We start from the raw sequence: 14,506 nt of genomic DNA on the forward strand, positions 1-14,506 counted from the left end.
ATTTGGTGTGTTAGGCTAATTAACCAGTGTGTCACGCATTGCCTTTACTAACTGGCGCTTAAATGGTGATACTAAAAACACCTCGTTTGTGCCGCGCATTCCGATTGCGTACATGGTTTTATTTGCTAAAGCGCTCTTGTTATTTTTAAAATATTCAGACGCCCACTCTGCCGCTGCTGTTACTGGGATGTCACCTCGCTTTAGGCGTCTAACGTATGGCTTACCAATTCTGTGTTTAATCATTTTCAATCCCTTTAAATTATTTGAATCCGTGCTTGCTTTTGAGGTCGGCGATGATTGACAGAGCTTTGTCGCGCTTGGTGGGTATCACTGCGCTTTCTAGCTGCAACATCGGATCGGGTATTTTTTCACCGGATTTAATTCGCTTAGCCATGGCGTTAAGCTCTGATGAGCAAAGCTTTCTAACTTCTGAATCCGATAAGTTTCGGCTTCGCATCTCTGAATAAATTTTAGTGACCATCCAGTAGCATGCGTTAGACTGCCAATTGAATCGTCTCCAACCTCTCACTGAGCAATACTCTTTGAACATATCGAAAAGATCATCATCAGTAGGCAGACCTAGAGCTGTATAGTCACCCTGCTTGCACCATTGAACAAACTGACCAGGAGAAGGTAAAAACGGATTGGTTTGCTGCCTTGCAATTTTCATCCCGATATTTATCTGCTCAAGCGTCCTGATACCATTTTCAATAAATGCGATGGTCCATTGGCGCTTGAATTCGTCAAGGTCGCTTTGTTCTTTGAAGTTGGCTATCGCCGCTGGGAAGGTTGCTTTGAGTTGTCTAAAGAGTTCGTTAAATACTTGGGCTACTTGCTGTTTTACCGCTTGCTTCTGCTGTGGCGGCGCATGTGCTGCCATTGCTTGCAGTGCCGTTGAATCACGCTGCTGGATTGCTGTAACTAGTGATTTCATACATCGATACCCTCCATCCATTCAGTGCTTTCGTAGTCTATTGATTGCCTTGCTGGCTGCTGGCTTCCTGACGCTCTTTGCGTGCGATTTGGCTGCTGACTTTGAATAACCAGTGTTGGCCACTTCTCGCGGAGTTTTGCTGGCGATAAAACATTGCTACACCAGAACGAATCTTTGTTCGCCCATTTAAACATTTTGCAAATGTCTTGGTGGGTGTGCCCGTCTAACTGTCTCATCAGTCGAACATCGTTAGCCCAAGTTGACCAGTTTGGCTCTTTGGTTGTTGGGCTGACTATCAGGACTTGTGAGTAAATCCATTGAGCCGCTTTCAGGTCATCAGCATTTCCCCACTTGTTGCCTTTGGGTGAGCTAACAACCGCATCAGGCTTAACAGCTAAAACTTTTTCAGGTGGTCGGTCAGAGGATTCGTTAGAATTCTCGGACGAAGAGTTATTAATATCTTTTACTGTATTTGAAAGAATGTCTTTGGTGATCCCCTTTTTCGGGGATACCGCTACACGTTTTCGGGGATGGTTACCCCTGTTTTCAGGGATAGTTTTCCTTGTTTTCGTGTATACCCATTCAGAGACGTTTTTATTGATAGAAATATATCGATTTTGGCCTATTCGTCTAACATGAATAATCCCTCTAACTTCAAGTGCTCCGACTGATTCAGATACAGGATTTCTACCTAGTTTAGTTTTCTCTTCAATCAAGATGTTTTGTATTCTGTCTTCTTTCTTTTGCCATCCCCACGTTAAGCGAATAATGGCGTTTAATACCTGCCATTCCCTACCTGCTAGTTGGAGAGCACACAGAGCATCTTGAATTTCATTTGCTACCCGAAGGTAGCCATTATCAAGATCAGCCACCTTAACCTCTGGTTTGTCTGGTATCAGTTGTTTGTTAGCAAAGTCCACATGCTTAACAACATTCATAACGACCTCCATATCGATTTGTTGTGTAATTAATATTCATGTATAATTACTCCTGCAATTATTGATTCCTTAAAGCAGTTCAATTTGAGCCTCATCTTGTGCCAGATTTGAGGCATTTCTTTTTACCTTCCCTTTTCTTTCCAGCGCCTGAATTAACCGTTCTGCATAGTCACCTTCAATCACTACGCTTCTAGACTTCTCAGGCATTGATACAGCTTCAGTAGGTAAGCCATAACGAGCTATAGCCTTACAAGCCAAGCTGAATATGCGACTCTTCTCTCTACTAGCTGAACTCGGGTGAATACCCATTGCTTTAGCGAACCCGTCATTTCCATCCTTAAACATCATTTGAAAGAAATAGGTTTCGAGTGTTTCTGGTTTACATGTGATTTTGATATTTTTTGTTGTGTCCATTTGTTAAATTCCTTTTGACGTAGTTAGTCCGTTGCTCACGATCCTGTGAGTTGTTTGGTTGCTCCAAGAGTGCCTAGAGCGATTTAAGTTGTTTAAAGAGCGGTTGATTCTTATTTTTTACTACTTGGGAATGGTTTAATTTCTATGGCCTTAATTCCATTCTCAGTTTCAGTTAATAAAATATTTCTACCCTCACGAAGGGCTTTACTAATTGCTGTTTGGTGAACCCCAATTAGTGATGCTGCCTTTTCCTGACTGTTCTCTTTTACAAATTCAGATAAAGGAATTCTTTCCATGGTAAATCTCCTTTTTATTCCACACACAAATAATACTGAAAGTATTAATAAAGGTCAATACATATGGTATTAACACTTTTAATAGCTTTGGTATTAGAATTAGCGCTATGAGCAATAAGAACAAATTGACGACAGAACAGCTTGAAGATGCAAATCGACTGAAAGCTTTGTATGAGTCCAAGAAAAAGTCATTGGGAATAACGCAACAGCAGATTGCTGACATGCTAGATATTAGCCAAGGCGGTGTAGGCCATTATCTGAATGGTAGAAACCCGCTTAATGTTCAGATTGCTTCAGTTTTTTCCAATGTGCTTCAAGTCCCTATTGGTGACTTTAGCCCAACTTTGGCTAAAGAAGCTGAGATGATCACTAATGCACTCTCGCCCAACGTGTCTAATCCTAGACCATATAGACCTGCACCTAAATATCCTGTAATTAGCTGGGTGCAAGCTGGGTCATGGAACGAAGCGTGTGAGCCTTACACGCTAGATCAGATTGATGAGTGGTATGAGTCAGAAGTACATGTACAAGGTGCTGCATTTTGGCTGAGAGTTGAAGGCGACTCAATGACAGCTTCATCAGGGCAAAGTGTGCCAGAGGGTTCACTGGTCTTAGTGGACACAGGCAGAGAGCCAATAAACAACAGCTTGGTAATAGCGAAACTGACTGATTCAAACGAAGCCACATTCAAAAAACTAGTTATTGATGGCGGTCAGAAATTCTTAAAGGGCTTAAACCCTGCGTGGCCTATAACGCCAATCAATGGAAACTGTAAGATCATCGGCGTAGCTGTTCAGATGATGATGAAATTAGTTTAGTGGTCTGACGACACGTTTTAATATGAAGAGACTGCTAGAGCTGATATCCAACGCTAACATAATGATACTGCTAGTTGTTATTGCGGTGCTGGATATCATTCTATTGTTGCTGATTGCATTTGATAGTTAGCGAGGGTTCGAAATGAAAAGATTATTAGAACTCATCAGTAAAAATAAACTGCTGATTGTTATGTTAATAATAGCGCTAGCAGTTGGAGCAGTATTACAGCTTGCAGAAGAGCCTTTTGCTTGGATTTCGGTTTTCAATGCAGAGTAGAGTAAATATACGTTTTAGAGGGATGTATGGCATTTAACGATATTGAAGTAGCGAACATTAAGAGATGCATGGAATTTTTCATGGAGAAACGTAGGCCGGCTGAACACCTTAGAGATGAGCTAGATTTAAGCTACAACATTGAAGATGACTCCGTTGTCATATTTGAAGTAAGACGCCTTACTTGGAGTAATGGTCAAGCTCAAGAGCCAATTGCCAAAATTACACATAACAAATCTAAAAGCTCTTGGTCTCTATTTTGGATGGATAAAGATAGTAACTGGCACAACTATGATGAAAAAATGTTAGGTAGTTTCTCTGACGCTATTAAGCTCGTTGAAGATGATGTACAAGGCTGCTTCTTTGGGTGACGACACGCTTTAGGGTGTGGGTATATCGCACAACAAAATACATCTAAATAGCTTAAGGTCGCAGAAATGCGGCCTTTTTTTTAATTAATACAATTGACATCCAATCTATTTTTACTGGGTTCATGTACAGCAATAGTTTTCAGATTACCTAAATCAAAGATTCATTAAGATTAAGTCTTGCAAATCTTCACGAGTCTGGTTAGAATTCGATCTGCATCAATAACTTAGAGAGATTAGCATGAATAACCAAGAATTAAGCGTTCAAGCATTTAAGGATTTCCTTGAATCGCTTATGTCGCTGAACATAATGAAGGAGGCTACTGCTCGTAACTTGAAAAACTCATCTGCTCGCCTCCTAACGGTAGTTAAAGAAGAAGAGATGGGGGATGTAACTAAGCTTGATTTAAATGTTCTAGCAGAGCGCTACATCGAAATAACAGAGCCGAAACCTAACGATACCAGCATTAAAGCTTACAAAAGCCGTATGGAGAGCGCAATTAATAAATTCAAAGCTTTTCAGGCTAATGAGGATATTCCCTACAATCCTATTTCAAATCGCCAAGAAGAGGAAAAAGAATTGGCTAAAGAAGCACCTGAAGTAGAGCCTAAGAATGACCAACCTTCATCTTATTCTCTACCCGTAGTTATTCGCCCTGAATCTGGAACAACAGTTACTATAAGCGGTATTCCGACAGACCTTACAAGCGAAGAAGCCGAACGCATCTCCTCAATTCTGAAGGTTTACGTTCGGCCTCAATAAAAATTTGAGCATAATCCCTTGCCGGGGATAACGCTCAGATCGGAGATGTCAGGACCCCACGACCGTACTTACTTAACACACAAGTACAATAGTGGATCTCCGACATTAAATCAAGTCCTCAGGGAAGCGTCCGCCTGAGGTGAGATGTAAAAATGGAATTAAAAACTATTAGTACCCCTGAATTACCTGCAGGATACCGTTGGTGTAAATGCAGATATAGAAAGACAAGAGCAAAGGCAGGAACACCTGATTCCGAGAGAAAAGTGTTAGATGCTCACGCCTATGGCTATAAGTGCTGGTCTTTTCCTGTCAGAACTAAAAAATAAATAATCTCCCAGCCCTCCCCGCGAGGGCTTTTTTGTGCCTGCAATTCCCCGCCAGTGTGATTTTCCTCGCAAGATAAATAATTTTTGAAAATAAATTCCGTTTAAATTCAATCAAATAATACTTTTGGTATTTATTTTAATATCATTAGTATTGACCATGATTAATACCTTTAGTATTATTAATCACATCAAAGGCAAGCGGGATTAATCAGCAAGCCATGCTCTTTAAAAAACAGAAAAACATGATTCAGGCATTCTTGAATCACCACTGAGTGGTTTTTGGGGTGATGGTCGAAAAGACAAGCAGTCGCCTTGTTGGCGAAAGACAGCTACCGGAGGCATCCGGCATCACCACCAAAGATCACTTAGGAGGCAAATATGGCAACGATAAAAGTCATTGAAAGAAGTAATTACTCTCAACGTAGATATGAGCGCAGAGCTGCATTTCTAGCTAGTAAACGTGAAGAGGTAAAAACTCCAAGCCGCTCAGTGGAAGAAATATGGGATTCGATATTTAAACCAGTAGACGAAACCGATGTACTGGCAAACTTACTTATCGGGATAAAAGACATACCCGATGTACAACTCAAGCAACCACGGCTACGCAAGCCGATTATGAGTGATGGAAGTGTTACGGCGAGATAAATAGGAGATAGAAAATGAATATCGAACAGGTAGAAAAAGAAACAATCTCAGCAATGAAAGGTCTTGCTGATGTACTAAAGGTAAAAACGGAAGAAATTAGAGCGCTGGATGCTGCTAAATTGGCAACGGATAGCATCTTTAATCCAACATTCCCCAACCTAACCGAAGAATCGCAACGGGCAGCTCGTGAGGTTTTATCTACCATGCTGATAGATAGCTATCGACACAACTTTAAACTGACTCGTGATGAAATTTTAGAATTAGGTCACAGAGTTAGAAAAGCATTTGTGACCTTGGAAAGTGAAGAACCTAAACCTGAACTATGTGGAAGTGGTCAGGTTGGCATAAGCCCTACTGATAATTCGGGTCACTTAATCGGTGCAGATTAGCAGCCCAGTTACTAACTTGAGCAACGAACACGGATGGTTCCTTAGAGGAAAAAACTCTAGCTATTGTCACAACTGTATTGCGAATATCTTCAGTGGTAAGAGCTGAGGAACCAAAATAACACCCATCAGGAAGCGCTCTTGCATCAAGTATACTTGAGCCATTTACGTACTTAAGCATATTTAGCGTTTGCATTGATTCATGAAGCCCTTCGTATTGCTCAATTCCTGCATCATAAATTTCAATTCTTATGAAGTAATTTGCCATTAAAAACATTCCTTATTTTGACTGTGGAATAACCAATATATCAATTTTCCTTGACTGTGGAAAGGAAGGAAACCACCTCGCCTGAAGTGGTTAAAAGCAGGCACAGTTAACTAATTACAGTCCATCAAGGTGGGCTGTGGTGAGTTGATTAATAGATAGGAGATAGAGTGGCTATTTCCAAAATGGAAACTGTTGAAAGAAGAGGATATGAAAATGACAGATAAAACAGGTGGAGCAGCTTTTCCTGCAAGTGGACATCCAGATATGCAGTTTATAGCGCAGGAAGGCATGGAATTGCGAGACTACTTCGCTGCTAAATGCATGCAGGGTGATTTCGCAGCTCAGGATGCAGAAATGGGATATTACACAAATGATACTTCTGATGAGTTTCTGGTCAAAAGAGCTGAGTTCTGCTACCGCATGGCAGATGCAATGTTAAAGGCGCGGGGGTGATATGGAGTTTAAAGGAACCAAAGGCAAATTTAACGCTCACACGGAAGTTGCTAATTGGTACAGCTTTGAAAATCGATTCTTTGAAGTTACTGATGAAAATAACCAGATAGTCGCATTTGTAAAAGATTGGAATGGCGCAGGTGAGCAACCAAAACATGATGCAAGATTATTAGCAGCAGCACCAGAGTTATTAGAGGCTTTGATTGAGCTAACTGAAAGCGCTAAAGAGGCCATTGATGGTCTAGGTGATTTAGCAGACGCAATAGACACAGCCAAAGCAGCAATCGCAAAAGCCCTCGGTCAGCAGTAACCCACCGCACCAACACCAGAACCTAAATAACAATCGCTATCAATCGATAAGTGAGAGTTTCACACATCCAGAGGTAAGCATGAATATTGATAAATACAAACTTTGTTTAGCTCAATCACAAGCTGGAATTGCACGTTATCTCAAGGATGAGAACGGATGGAGCGAAGCAAACGAAACATTAAAAACAGCATACGGAGTACAACATGAACGCAAAGCAGAAACACGCAAAGCAGCAGATATTCACCCTACTACGTGAGTCTGAAATGACAAATGAGCAAATCGACGACTTAGTTTTCCAGTGGAAAATGAAAGCATCGATGGAGCGTACAAATCTCATTCAGCATGAAATTAATAACCGTGGAGCAAAAGCATTCACGTAAGGACGCAGCATGAACGCATACGCAACACAAGATGCTATTGAGGAAACTCGGCTAGAAAATGTCGCTTGGCAGGATGCACAAAGCGCATACATAGCAGAACAGGCTCACGAACTTATGGAAATGCTAGGAAGCACACTCACTGATAAATGGACTGACAGTGAATATGATGAAGCTCAGGATCGAGCAAGTGAGTTTATTAAATCACTAATGAAAGAGGCTCGAATGATGTGAAAGAGGGAATTTATTACAACATATCAAATGAGGACTACCACAATGGATTAGGTATCAGTAAATCACAGTTGGACCTTATAAACGAAATGCCAGCTGAATATATTTGGAGCAAGGAAGCTCCTGTTGACGAAGAAAAAATAAAACCGCTGGAAATTGGAACCGCGCTTCATTGCTTATTGCTTGAGCCTGACGAGTACCACAAACGATACAAAATAGGTCCTGACGTAAACAGACGGACCAACGCAGGGAAAGAGAAAGAAAAGGAGTTCTTTGATATGTGCGAAAAGGAAGGGATAACCCCTATCACTCATGACGATAACAGGAAGTTAATGATTATGAGAGATAGCGCACTAGCTCACCCGATAGCTAAATGGTGCTTGGAAGCTGATGGGGTATCAGAAAGTAGCATTTACTGGACTGACAAAGAAACGGATGTTCTTTGCAGGTGCAGACCTGACCGGATCATAACAGCACATAATTATATCGTTGACGTAAAAAGCTCTGGCGACATAGAAAAATTTGATTACGAATATTACAACTACCGCTATCACGTTCAGGACGCCTTCTATTCTGATGGTTACAAGGAAGTAACTGGAATAACACCAACATTTCTGTTTTTAGTGGTCAGTACGAAAATTGACTGCGGAAAATACCCAGTAAGAACGTATGTTATGAGTGAAGAGGCTAAATCAGCAGGTCGCACTGCATATAAACATAATTTACTAACGTATGCCGAATGCCTAAAAACGGATGAGTGGGCAGGCATACGCACACTATCACTGCCCCGTTGGGCTAAGGAATTAAGGAATGAGTAACCCACCGCTAGCTCAATCTGATTTGCAAAAAACTCAAGGAACAGAGGTTAAAGTTAAAACTAAGGACCAGCAACTAATTCAGTTCATTAATCAGCCAAGCATGAAAGCCCAATTAGCTGCCGCCCTGCCTCGCCACATGACACCTGACCGCATGATTCGCATTGTAACAACAGAGATTCGCAAAACACCTGCACTAGCCACTTGTGATATGCAAAGCTTTGTTGGTGCTGTTGTTCAGTGCTCACAATTAGGGTTAGAACCTGGCAACGCTTTGGGTCATGCCTACCTGCTCCCTTTTGGTAACGGGAAAGCTAAATCAGGGCAATCAAACGTGCAGTTAATTATTGGTTATCGAGGGATGATTGATTTAGCCCGTCGCTCAAACCAAATAATCAGCATTTCAGCTAGAACAGTAAGACAAGGTGATAACTTTCACTTTGAGTACGGGCTTAATGAGGACTTAACTCACACGCCTAGTGAAAATGAAGATTCACCAATTACGCACGTGTACGCAGTGGCGAGATTAAAAGATGGTGGTGTTCAGTTTGAAGTAATGACGTATAACCAAGTTGAGAAAGTCAGAGCATCTAGCAAGGCTGGACAAAACGGCCCATGGGTTTCTCACTGGGAAGAGATGGCTAAGAAAACCGTTATTCGTCGTTTATTTAAGTATCTCCCCGTCTCTATTGAGATGCAAAAAGCCGTCGTTCTGGATGAAAAGGCAGAGGCTAATGTGGACCAAGAAAATGCCACTATTTTTGAGGGAGAGTATGAGGAGGTAGGAACCGATGGCTAGTCGCGGAGTAAATAAGGTAATTCTCATTGGTCACTTAGGTAATGATCCTGAAATTCGGTACATGCCAGCAGGTGGCGCAGTAGCAAATCTCACACTAGCCACATCGGAATCGTGGCGTGATAAACAATCGGGTGAAATGCGCGAGAAGACCGAGTGGCATCGGGTGTGTATCTTCGGCAAGTTAGCTGAAGTTGCAGGTGAATACCTGAAAAAAGGCTCACAGGTCTATATCGAAGGCTCTTTGCAAATGCGTAAATGGCAAGACCAAAGCGGTCAAGACCGATACACAACAGAAGTGGTGGTAAATATCGGCGGCTCTATGCAAATGCTGGGTGGCAATGGCGGCAACAATCAGGCAGGAAGCCAGAACTTGCGAAAACCTCAGCAACCACAGCAACAAGCGCCGCAGAATGAGCCGCCAATGAATTGGGATGATCAAGAAATCCCCTTCTGACCCTTCCCTATGTGATTTAACCAAAGGATATAACCATGAAAACTCTACACGGACGCTGCATCCAACAATGGAAGCGGCGATTCAAGCGTGTTTGTGATTCGAAGGTTTCACCCTATTTCAGAAAGCGCGACTTAAAGGGATTTTGTCGCGAATCTGGTGTTATTACCGCCGATGGAATGATTGAAGATATGGCTTTTAATAATGCCAAGTTTGATTTTGATGGAGAATACCACGGATGGTCACCTGAATTTTCGAAGTTCTTTGATGATAACCGAGAAAAGTATATTACCGAGGCTCGTTTGTTTCTCAATGAAGAAGCTACTAATGGCGAAATAGACGATTTAATCGAAGAAGAAATATCAAACTGGAATTAGTTCATGGATATATTTGCAAGGATGCAAACAGGAGATAGATATGACCATAAAATACACATGTCATGATTGCGGGGATGAAACAAAAATAATCCAATCTCATGATCAAACGTCAAATACATATGGCTTCATAATTCAATGCCTTAATTGTGGTTATGAAGCAGGTCTATTCAGCACCATTGAAGATGCAGAGATGGTGATTAAGTGTAATTTGCAGGGATGCAATGAAGAGGAATGAATGCCAATCCTTGGCATATGCAGATTTAGATAAAACTTGCTATGAACATACCCATAGCGGACCTAGTCAATAAAGCTCTTCTATTAATACCGTCGGGCATCTTTATATCAAGAATCAATTCATTCACATCCCACTTACTAAAGTTAGGAAATTTAGAATTATCCTCTAAATAAAACGTCAAACAGGAATCTCTGGAATCTCTAGCTACAAGCCTGTAATGAATACCAAATACTTCTATTTCATAATATCGATTGCTCATTTTTCTTCTTCCTCACTAGTGGTTGAAAATTGATCATACCACCAAGGGGAAAATAAATAAATCATTTAAAACAATGCTTTACAGATTATTAATTTCCGTGAAAGCATATCAATTGAGGTGACAATGAAAGACAGAATAAAGTTTAACGATGCAATGTTATCAGCTGTCATGGATGGCAGAAAAACGCAGACACGTAGACCGATTGATCCACAGCCTAAAGTAACCGAGGAAGAGTTACGCAAGTTAGGTGCATGGCAAGATGGCTACACACTATCAGAGCAAGTATGTGCAGCATGGCGGCATGGATTTGTTGATGTTGATTGCCCGTATGGTGAAGTTGGCAACATCATCAAAGTTGCAGATAAAGACGGTAATATCAAAGGGAAAATTGAAATTACTGATGTTTGGTTGCAGCAAATAAATGATATCAGTGAAAGCGACGCTAAAGCTGAAGGGTTCGATGGATATGAAAACGCTTACTCATCTGAGTTTGCTTTGATGTGGAATGCAATATACGGAAAAGATAGCTGGATTAATAACGAATGGGTATGGGTGATTGAGTTTCGCAGAATTGATTAGGCATCACCACTTAACTAAATTTTAGATGGTATAGTAAACTCTCAATTATAAGGAGAGTAAAATGGTCTGTTATTTATTGATCTACGCAGATGGTTGTACCACTCAGCACAAGAAAGATACATTTGAGAAAAGCGGTTTTTTAATGCCGCCAAAAAATAAAATATCCTCCACTGCCACCCCCCGCATGAATAATGAATGTGCGAAGTTCTTCCTAACAGAGCAAATAAGAAGTAAAGATAACAAATTTTACGCTATTGCTTATGAGAGCGGAATGACTCGCCCTTGTGATGAAGATATTTTAAATCTTATAACTAAGCATCAGATACCATATCTTTAATGATAAATATCTTACCCTGCACTAGCAGGGTTTTTTATACCTAAAATTCAGAGTAACAATTCATGCAAATAATCGGATATGTATTACTCATGCTAATACAGGGTTCTGCTGTACCTGTTACAGAGCAAATATACACACAGCAAGAATGCGAGAGTCGTGCTATGCAGATAATGATGGTGCGGGATGTTGAGATTAAGTGCGGAGAAATATGAAATGAAAGATAAATATTATGCTGGATTAGAAAATTATAGAGATTGCATTGAAATAGAACCAATAATAAAAGATTGTTTTATTTTAAATGCTCCGTCTTGGAATATGGATGTAACAAAACAAGACTTAATTGATATTAGAGATACAATTAATGAAATCTTAGAGGATGATAATGAAATTTAAAGTCGGCGATAAAGTTAGACTGAAGCAATCAAGTAAGCATATTAACAATAAAGACAAAATATTTACTGTAACCTTTGTTCATTCTCTTTATGTTTTCTGTGAATTAGAAGGTGCTGAGCATGCGTTTAAACCATACGTTTTGGAGTTAATCAATGAATAAATACACCAAACTATCTGACTTCGAGATTAATAAAAAGGTATTCATTCTTAATTGTAAGGATGATTGCATTCAGTATAAAGATATCAAGCAGCGCACTGGAAGTTTAAAGTTATTCCAACGTCAACTAAAAGCCAGCATAAAATATGATAATGAAGAAACGTGGGAAGAAACAGAATGGATTGATTTCTTTAGCCACACAATGGCAATGAGCTTGGTGGAGACAAATAAAATTGCCATTAGCTATGTAGATGAAATTTGGCAATGTGGCTCTGGTTGGAATGTGGCAGAAGATAAAAAGCTAACTCGTGCAATATGCCTAGCATATTTATTAATGAAGGATGCGGAGAATGAGAATAACAACAACGGTTAAAAATAAAGATGACAATGAATTAATTCGATTCACTGGTAATTGTCTATCTGATTTTTTAATGCGAGATGGAAAAGAATGTGCATATATGATTAGGAATATGCAAGTATGGATAGTCAGAAAGATAAACGGAAATATATCAGTCAAAGGTTATCGAACTTAATTAAATATCATATTAAACGGAGCGGATAATGAAACTCATCATTCGCGGCGAAGTCACGCCCACTGAAAGGATTGCTATTAATGCGGCATTGGAAGCCCACAAAAAGAATCACAGTCGAACAGGAATAATCGTTAATCACAAAATAAAGATAGGAAAGAATATCTATCCTGTCGAAATTCAAAACTGTCAAAAGTCTTATATGGTAACAATGAGAAATAAAAGGCAGAGGATATGAATGAGCAGATATTAGAAAATGGACGCAGAAAGATAGCAAGGGAATGCAGAGATAAATTAAAGCAACTCAAAAAACTCAGCGATAAACAAAGCACGGCAATACTCAAAGATTACCTTCCTAAGTTTCAATTAACACTCAGCGAAAAACACAAGAAATTCCCACCTATTATGTGGTTGACTTGGTACGTCAACTCTATCGATAAGGAGATTAATAGTGGATGACTCTCTTTATACAATAAAAGAATACGCATCGATGATCCGACTGTCATCTTCAACGGTATACCGCAACCCTGCAAGATATTACATGTTCAGGGTCGGCAGCTCATGGAGAGCAAACAAGGAAAGCCTAAAAAAGTTTGAACAGGCGCAGTTTAACGACAATAATGTCTATCGGCTGGCTTTGGTCGGTAGTAAGAGGAAAACCAAATGCCAATATACAAAAGAGGCAGCAAGTATTGGGTCGATGTATCCACCCCAACTGGCGAGAGAATTAGACGCTCTACTGGCACCTCAGACAAAATAAAAGCACAAGAATATCACGACAAACTAAAGCATGACCTGTGGCAGCAGGATAAGCTTGAGAAGCAACCAGATCGGATATTTGAGGATGCAATCATTTTGGCTCTTAAAGATGCCAAGGGGCAAACAAGCTTTAAAACTAAGCAAGCTTACTCTAAGTATTTTATCGCTATTTTAGGTGGAAAAAAGCTATCATCAATCACTAGTGATGATATTGCAAATGCAATACCGGATTATAGCCCCATTACTAAGCGTAAGTTAACAAGTGCAACAAAGAATAGATATCGCTCTTTTGTTTTAAGAGCTTTTTCCCTAGCACACAAAATGGGATGGCTAACCAAGTCATCCTATATACCAAGAATGAAAGAGCCCACCGTTAGGGTTCGATGGCTAGAAAAGTGGGAAGCCGAACTGCTTCTATCTAACATCAAAGTTAAGTGGATGAAGGATTTTGTTTCCATTGCTATTTTAACAGGCATGAGAAAAAGCGAGATATTATCGCTTAAATGGAAAAGTGTAGACCTAGTTAGAAGAGTTGCTCATGTAACTGCAGATAATGCAAAGTCAGGACGAGCTAGACCGGTTCCTCTAAATGATGTGGCCATTGAAATTCTAAATGGGATTGAAAAGGATGGTGACTATGTGTTTTCCAACGAAGGAAAGCGAAGGAGTAACTATTATCGTGAATGCTATTACCAAGCATTGACTGATTCTGGCATAACGGATTTCACTTTTCACGACCTCAGACATACATGGGCAAGTTGGCACGCACAAAGCGGAACTCCGCTCATGGTATTAAAAGAAATGGGTGGATGGGAAACGTTAGAAATGGTTCAAAAATACGCACACTTTAGCGGTCAACATTTAACCAAATATAGTGAGCACGTCACAATTTCGACACAGTCGAAGAATGAAGCCAGTCAAAAGCCACATCTAACACTTTTAACTGGCTGATGTACAACGATTAATTTTACACATCCAAAATTCCAAATCACTTCGACTTTAGATTACGAGTCA

27 protein-coding genes are annotated in these 14,506 nt (G+C 40.2%); 21 read left to right on the forward strand and 6 right to left on the reverse strand.

Going from position 1 to position 14,506, the window contains the following annotated elements:
* Window positions 1-15: 15 nt before the first annotated feature.
* The 5 genes from PSF09_RS02640 to PSF09_RS02660 all read right to left on the reverse strand — a co-directional run bounded on the left by PSF09_RS02640 (window position 16) and on the right by PSF09_RS02660 (window position 2,582).
* Window positions 16-243 carry a hypothetical protein gene (locus tag PSF09_RS02640; protein ID WP_272683444.1) on the reverse strand — a complete coding sequence of 76 codons (228 nt, stop codon included), beginning with the start codon at window positions 241-243 and terminating at the stop codon, window positions 16-18.
* A gap of 16 nt (window positions 244-259) precedes the next feature.
* Window positions 260-934: a replication protein P gene (locus PSF09_RS02645; RefSeq protein ID WP_272683445.1), complete on the reverse strand. Its 675-nt coding sequence runs from the start codon at window positions 932-934 to the stop codon at window positions 260-262.
* A complete protein-coding gene (locus PSF09_RS02650) occupies window positions 931-1,872 on the reverse strand; it encodes a replication protein (protein ID WP_272656384.1) in 942 nt (313 codons plus the stop codon). The genes PSF09_RS02645 and PSF09_RS02650 overlap by 4 nt, the downstream gene beginning before the upstream one ends.
* 69 nt (window positions 1,873-1,941) lie before the next feature.
* Window positions 1,942-2,286: a hypothetical protein gene (locus tag PSF09_RS02655; RefSeq protein WP_272683446.1), complete on the reverse strand. Its 345-nt coding sequence runs from the start codon at window positions 2,284-2,286 to the stop codon at window positions 1,942-1,944.
* A 110-nt stretch (window positions 2,287-2,396) separates the two neighbouring features.
* Window positions 2,397-2,582, reverse strand: a complete 186-nt coding sequence (locus PSF09_RS02660; RefSeq protein ID WP_042847907.1) for a Cro/CI family transcriptional regulator — start codon at window positions 2,580-2,582, stop codon at window positions 2,397-2,399.
* Window positions 2,583-2,689: 107 nt separating this feature from the next.
* Here PSF09_RS02660 and PSF09_RS02665 point away from each other — a divergent pair, with 107 nt between their 5' ends.
* From PSF09_RS02665 to PSF09_RS02690, 6 genes are all read left to right on the forward strand, one after another.
* Window positions 2,690-3,400 (forward strand): LexA family protein, encoded by a 711-nt coding sequence (locus PSF09_RS02665; RefSeq protein WP_272683447.1) that lies wholly within the window; start codon window positions 2,690-2,692, stop codon window positions 3,398-3,400.
* A gap of 142 nt (window positions 3,401-3,542) precedes the next feature.
* Entirely contained in the window at window positions 3,543-3,677 is a 135-nt protein-coding gene (locus PSF09_RS02670) for a hypothetical protein (RefSeq protein WP_258922512.1), read from the forward strand.
* A 26-nt stretch (window positions 3,678-3,703) separates the two neighbouring features.
* Entirely contained in the window at window positions 3,704-4,045 is a 342-nt protein-coding gene (locus PSF09_RS02675; RefSeq protein ID WP_110732181.1) for a DUF3024 domain-containing protein, read from the forward strand.
* 238 nt (window positions 4,046-4,283) lie between these two features.
* Entirely contained in the window at window positions 4,284-4,805 is a 522-nt protein-coding gene (locus PSF09_RS02680) for a hypothetical protein (protein ID WP_004245992.1), read from the forward strand.
* Between the two features lie 704 nt (window positions 4,806-5,509).
* Entirely contained in the window at window positions 5,510-5,776 is a 267-nt protein-coding gene (locus tag PSF09_RS02685) for a hypothetical protein (RefSeq protein WP_272683448.1), read from the forward strand.
* 14 nt (window positions 5,777-5,790) lie between these two features.
* Window positions 5,791-6,165, forward strand: coding sequence for a hypothetical protein (locus PSF09_RS02690; RefSeq protein ID WP_272683449.1), 375 nt, complete (start codon window positions 5,791-5,793; stop codon window positions 6,163-6,165).
* Here PSF09_RS02690 and PSF09_RS02695 read toward each other — a convergent pair.
* Complete coding sequence (locus PSF09_RS02695) at window positions 6,128-6,430, reverse strand: hypothetical protein (protein WP_272683450.1); 303 nt, start codon at window positions 6,428-6,430, stop codon at window positions 6,128-6,130. The genes PSF09_RS02690 and PSF09_RS02695 overlap by 38 nt on opposite strands.
* 213 nt (window positions 6,431-6,643) lie before the next feature.
* Between PSF09_RS02695 and PSF09_RS02700 the strand changes: the two genes are divergently transcribed.
* The 15 genes from PSF09_RS02700 (at window position 6,644) to PSF09_RS02770 (ending at window position 14,443) form a co-directional block, all read left to right on the forward strand.
* Complete coding sequence (locus PSF09_RS02700) at window positions 6,644-6,883, forward strand: hypothetical protein (RefSeq protein ID WP_272683451.1); 240 nt, start codon at window positions 6,644-6,646, stop codon at window positions 6,881-6,883.
* Window position 6,884: 1 nt separating this feature from the next.
* Entirely contained in the window at window positions 6,885-7,193 is a 309-nt protein-coding gene (locus PSF09_RS02705; RefSeq protein WP_272683452.1) for a hypothetical protein, read from the forward strand.
* Window positions 7,194-7,272: 79 nt separating this feature from the next.
* Window positions 7,273-7,449 (forward strand): hypothetical protein, encoded by a 177-nt coding sequence (locus PSF09_RS02710; protein ID WP_272683453.1) that lies wholly within the window; start codon window positions 7,273-7,275, stop codon window positions 7,447-7,449.
* A gap of 133 nt (window positions 7,450-7,582) precedes the next feature.
* Entirely contained in the window at window positions 7,583-7,804 is a 222-nt protein-coding gene (locus PSF09_RS02715) for a hypothetical protein (protein ID WP_238563000.1), read from the forward strand.
* Window positions 7,801-8,619, forward strand: a complete 819-nt coding sequence (locus tag PSF09_RS02720; protein ID WP_272683454.1) for a PD-(D/E)XK nuclease-like domain-containing protein — start codon at window positions 7,801-7,803, stop codon at window positions 8,617-8,619. The genes PSF09_RS02715 and PSF09_RS02720 overlap by 4 nt, the downstream gene beginning before the upstream one ends.
* Window positions 8,612-9,415 (forward strand): recombination protein RecT, encoded by an 804-nt coding sequence (recT, locus tag PSF09_RS02725; protein WP_131681033.1) that lies wholly within the window; start codon window positions 8,612-8,614, stop codon window positions 9,413-9,415. Before PSF09_RS02720 ends, recT begins: the two co-directional genes overlap by 8 nt.
* Entirely contained in the window at window positions 9,408-9,869 is a 462-nt protein-coding gene (gene ssb, locus PSF09_RS02730; protein ID WP_272683455.1) for a single-stranded DNA-binding protein, read from the forward strand. Before recT ends, ssb begins: the two co-directional genes overlap by 8 nt.
* 35 nt (window positions 9,870-9,904) lie before the next feature.
* The gene (locus PSF09_RS02735; RefSeq protein WP_272683456.1) at window positions 9,905-10,243 is read left to right on the forward strand and encodes a hypothetical protein; all 339 of its coding nucleotides are present in this window, start codon (window positions 9,905-9,907) and stop codon (window positions 10,241-10,243) included.
* Window positions 10,244-10,860: 617 nt separating this feature from the next.
* Window positions 10,861-11,316, forward strand: a complete 456-nt coding sequence (locus PSF09_RS02740) for an ASCH domain-containing protein (protein ID WP_272683457.1) — start codon at window positions 10,861-10,863, stop codon at window positions 11,314-11,316.
* Window positions 11,317-11,377: 61 nt separating this feature from the next.
* Window positions 11,378-11,653 carry a hypothetical protein gene (locus PSF09_RS02745; protein WP_272683458.1) on the forward strand — a complete coding sequence of 92 codons (276 nt, stop codon included), beginning with the start codon at window positions 11,378-11,380 and terminating at the stop codon, window positions 11,651-11,653.
* 213 nt (window positions 11,654-11,866) lie between these two features.
* Window positions 11,867-12,046 (forward strand): hypothetical protein, encoded by a 180-nt coding sequence (locus tag PSF09_RS02750; RefSeq protein ID WP_272683459.1) that lies wholly within the window; start codon window positions 11,867-11,869, stop codon window positions 12,044-12,046.
* Window positions 12,047-12,198: 152 nt separating this feature from the next.
* Window positions 12,199-12,576: a hypothetical protein gene (locus tag PSF09_RS02755; protein ID WP_272683460.1), complete on the forward strand. Its 378-nt coding sequence runs from the start codon at window positions 12,199-12,201 to the stop codon at window positions 12,574-12,576.
* Window positions 12,577-12,764: 188 nt separating this feature from the next.
* On the forward strand, window positions 12,765-12,971 hold the full coding sequence (locus PSF09_RS02760; protein WP_154633740.1) for a DUF4060 family protein: 207 nt from the start codon (window positions 12,765-12,767) through the stop codon (window positions 12,969-12,971).
* Window positions 12,968-13,192: a hypothetical protein gene (locus tag PSF09_RS02765; protein WP_117162146.1), complete on the forward strand. Its 225-nt coding sequence runs from the start codon at window positions 12,968-12,970 to the stop codon at window positions 13,190-13,192. The genes PSF09_RS02760 and PSF09_RS02765 overlap by 4 nt, the downstream gene beginning before the upstream one ends.
* Window positions 13,193-13,396: 204 nt before the next feature.
* Window positions 13,397-14,443, forward strand: coding sequence for a tyrosine-type recombinase/integrase (locus PSF09_RS02770; protein ID WP_272683461.1), 1,047 nt, complete (start codon window positions 13,397-13,399; stop codon window positions 14,441-14,443).
* Window positions 14,444-14,506: the final 63 nt, after the last annotated feature.

Origin of the sequence: Providencia sp. PROV141 (assembly GCF_028481645.1) — a bacterium.
Taxonomy (GTDB): domain Bacteria; phylum Pseudomonadota; class Gammaproteobacteria; order Enterobacterales; family Enterobacteriaceae; genus Providencia; species Providencia rettgeri.

Excerpts from the sequence above, each read along its gene's own strand:
- PSF09_RS02755 (WP_272683460.1), top strand. The coding sequence starts at position 12,199 with ATGAATAAATACACCAAACTATCTGACTTCGAGATTAATAAAAAGGTA.
- PSF09_RS02670 (WP_258922512.1), top strand. The coding sequence starts at position 3,543 with ATGAAAAGATTATTAGAACTCATCAGTAAAAATAAACTGCTGATTGTT.
- ssb (WP_272683455.1), top strand. The coding sequence starts at position 9,408 with ATGGCTAGTCGCGGAGTAAATAAGGTAATTCTCATTGGTCACTTAGGT.
- PSF09_RS02765 (WP_117162146.1), top strand. The coding sequence starts at position 12,968 with ATGAATGAGCAGATATTAGAAAATGGACGCAGAAAGATAGCAAGGGAA.
- PSF09_RS02675 (WP_110732181.1), top strand. The coding sequence starts at position 3,704 with ATGGCATTTAACGATATTGAAGTAGCGAACATTAAGAGATGCATGGAA.
- PSF09_RS02705 (WP_272683452.1), top strand. The coding sequence starts at position 6,885 with ATGGAGTTTAAAGGAACCAAAGGCAAATTTAACGCTCACACGGAAGTT.
- PSF09_RS02665 (WP_272683447.1), top strand. The coding sequence starts at position 2,690 with ATGAGCAATAAGAACAAATTGACGACAGAACAGCTTGAAGATGCAAAT.
- PSF09_RS02770 (WP_272683461.1), top strand. The coding sequence starts at position 13,397 with ATGCCAATATACAAAAGAGGCAGCAAGTATTGGGTCGATGTATCCACC.
- PSF09_RS02690 (WP_272683449.1), top strand. The coding sequence starts at position 5,791 with ATGAATATCGAACAGGTAGAAAAAGAAACAATCTCAGCAATGAAAGGT.
- PSF09_RS02740 (WP_272683457.1), top strand. The coding sequence starts at position 10,861 with ATGAAAGACAGAATAAAGTTTAACGATGCAATGTTATCAGCTGTCATG.
- PSF09_RS02745 (WP_272683458.1), top strand. The coding sequence starts at position 11,378 with ATGGTCTGTTATTTATTGATCTACGCAGATGGTTGTACCACTCAGCAC.
- PSF09_RS02685 (WP_272683448.1), top strand. The coding sequence starts at position 5,510 with ATGGCAACGATAAAAGTCATTGAAAGAAGTAATTACTCTCAACGTAGA.
- PSF09_RS02640 (WP_272683444.1), bottom strand. The coding sequence starts at position 243 with ATGATTAAACACAGAATTGGTAAGCCATACGTTAGACGCCTAAAGCGA.
- PSF09_RS02735 (WP_272683456.1), top strand. The coding sequence starts at position 9,905 with ATGAAAACTCTACACGGACGCTGCATCCAACAATGGAAGCGGCGATTC.
- PSF09_RS02680 (WP_004245992.1), top strand. The coding sequence starts at position 4,284 with ATGAATAACCAAGAATTAAGCGTTCAAGCATTTAAGGATTTCCTTGAA.
- PSF09_RS02645 (WP_272683445.1), bottom strand. The coding sequence starts at position 934 with ATGAAATCACTAGTTACAGCAATCCAGCAGCGTGATTCAACGGCACTG.
- PSF09_RS02700 (WP_272683451.1), top strand. The coding sequence starts at position 6,644 with ATGACAGATAAAACAGGTGGAGCAGCTTTTCCTGCAAGTGGACATCCA.
- PSF09_RS02655 (WP_272683446.1), bottom strand. The coding sequence starts at position 2,286 with ATGGACACAACAAAAAATATCAAAATCACATGTAAACCAGAAACACTC.
- PSF09_RS02660 (WP_042847907.1), bottom strand. The coding sequence starts at position 2,582 with ATGGAAAGAATTCCTTTATCTGAATTTGTAAAAGAGAACAGTCAGGAA.
- PSF09_RS02695 (WP_272683450.1), bottom strand. The coding sequence starts at position 6,430 with ATGGCAAATTACTTCATAAGAATTGAAATTTATGATGCAGGAATTGAG.
- recT (WP_131681033.1), top strand. The coding sequence starts at position 8,612 with ATGAGTAACCCACCGCTAGCTCAATCTGATTTGCAAAAAACTCAAGGA.
- PSF09_RS02710 (WP_272683453.1), top strand. The coding sequence starts at position 7,273 with ATGAATATTGATAAATACAAACTTTGTTTAGCTCAATCACAAGCTGGA.
- PSF09_RS02760 (WP_154633740.1), top strand. The coding sequence starts at position 12,765 with ATGAAACTCATCATTCGCGGCGAAGTCACGCCCACTGAAAGGATTGCT.
- PSF09_RS02715 (WP_238563000.1), top strand. The coding sequence starts at position 7,583 with ATGAACGCATACGCAACACAAGATGCTATTGAGGAAACTCGGCTAGAA.
- PSF09_RS02750 (WP_272683459.1), top strand. The coding sequence starts at position 11,867 with ATGAAAGATAAATATTATGCTGGATTAGAAAATTATAGAGATTGCATT.
- PSF09_RS02650 (WP_272656384.1), bottom strand. The coding sequence starts at position 1,872 with ATGAATGTTGTTAAGCATGTGGACTTTGCTAACAAACAACTGATACCA.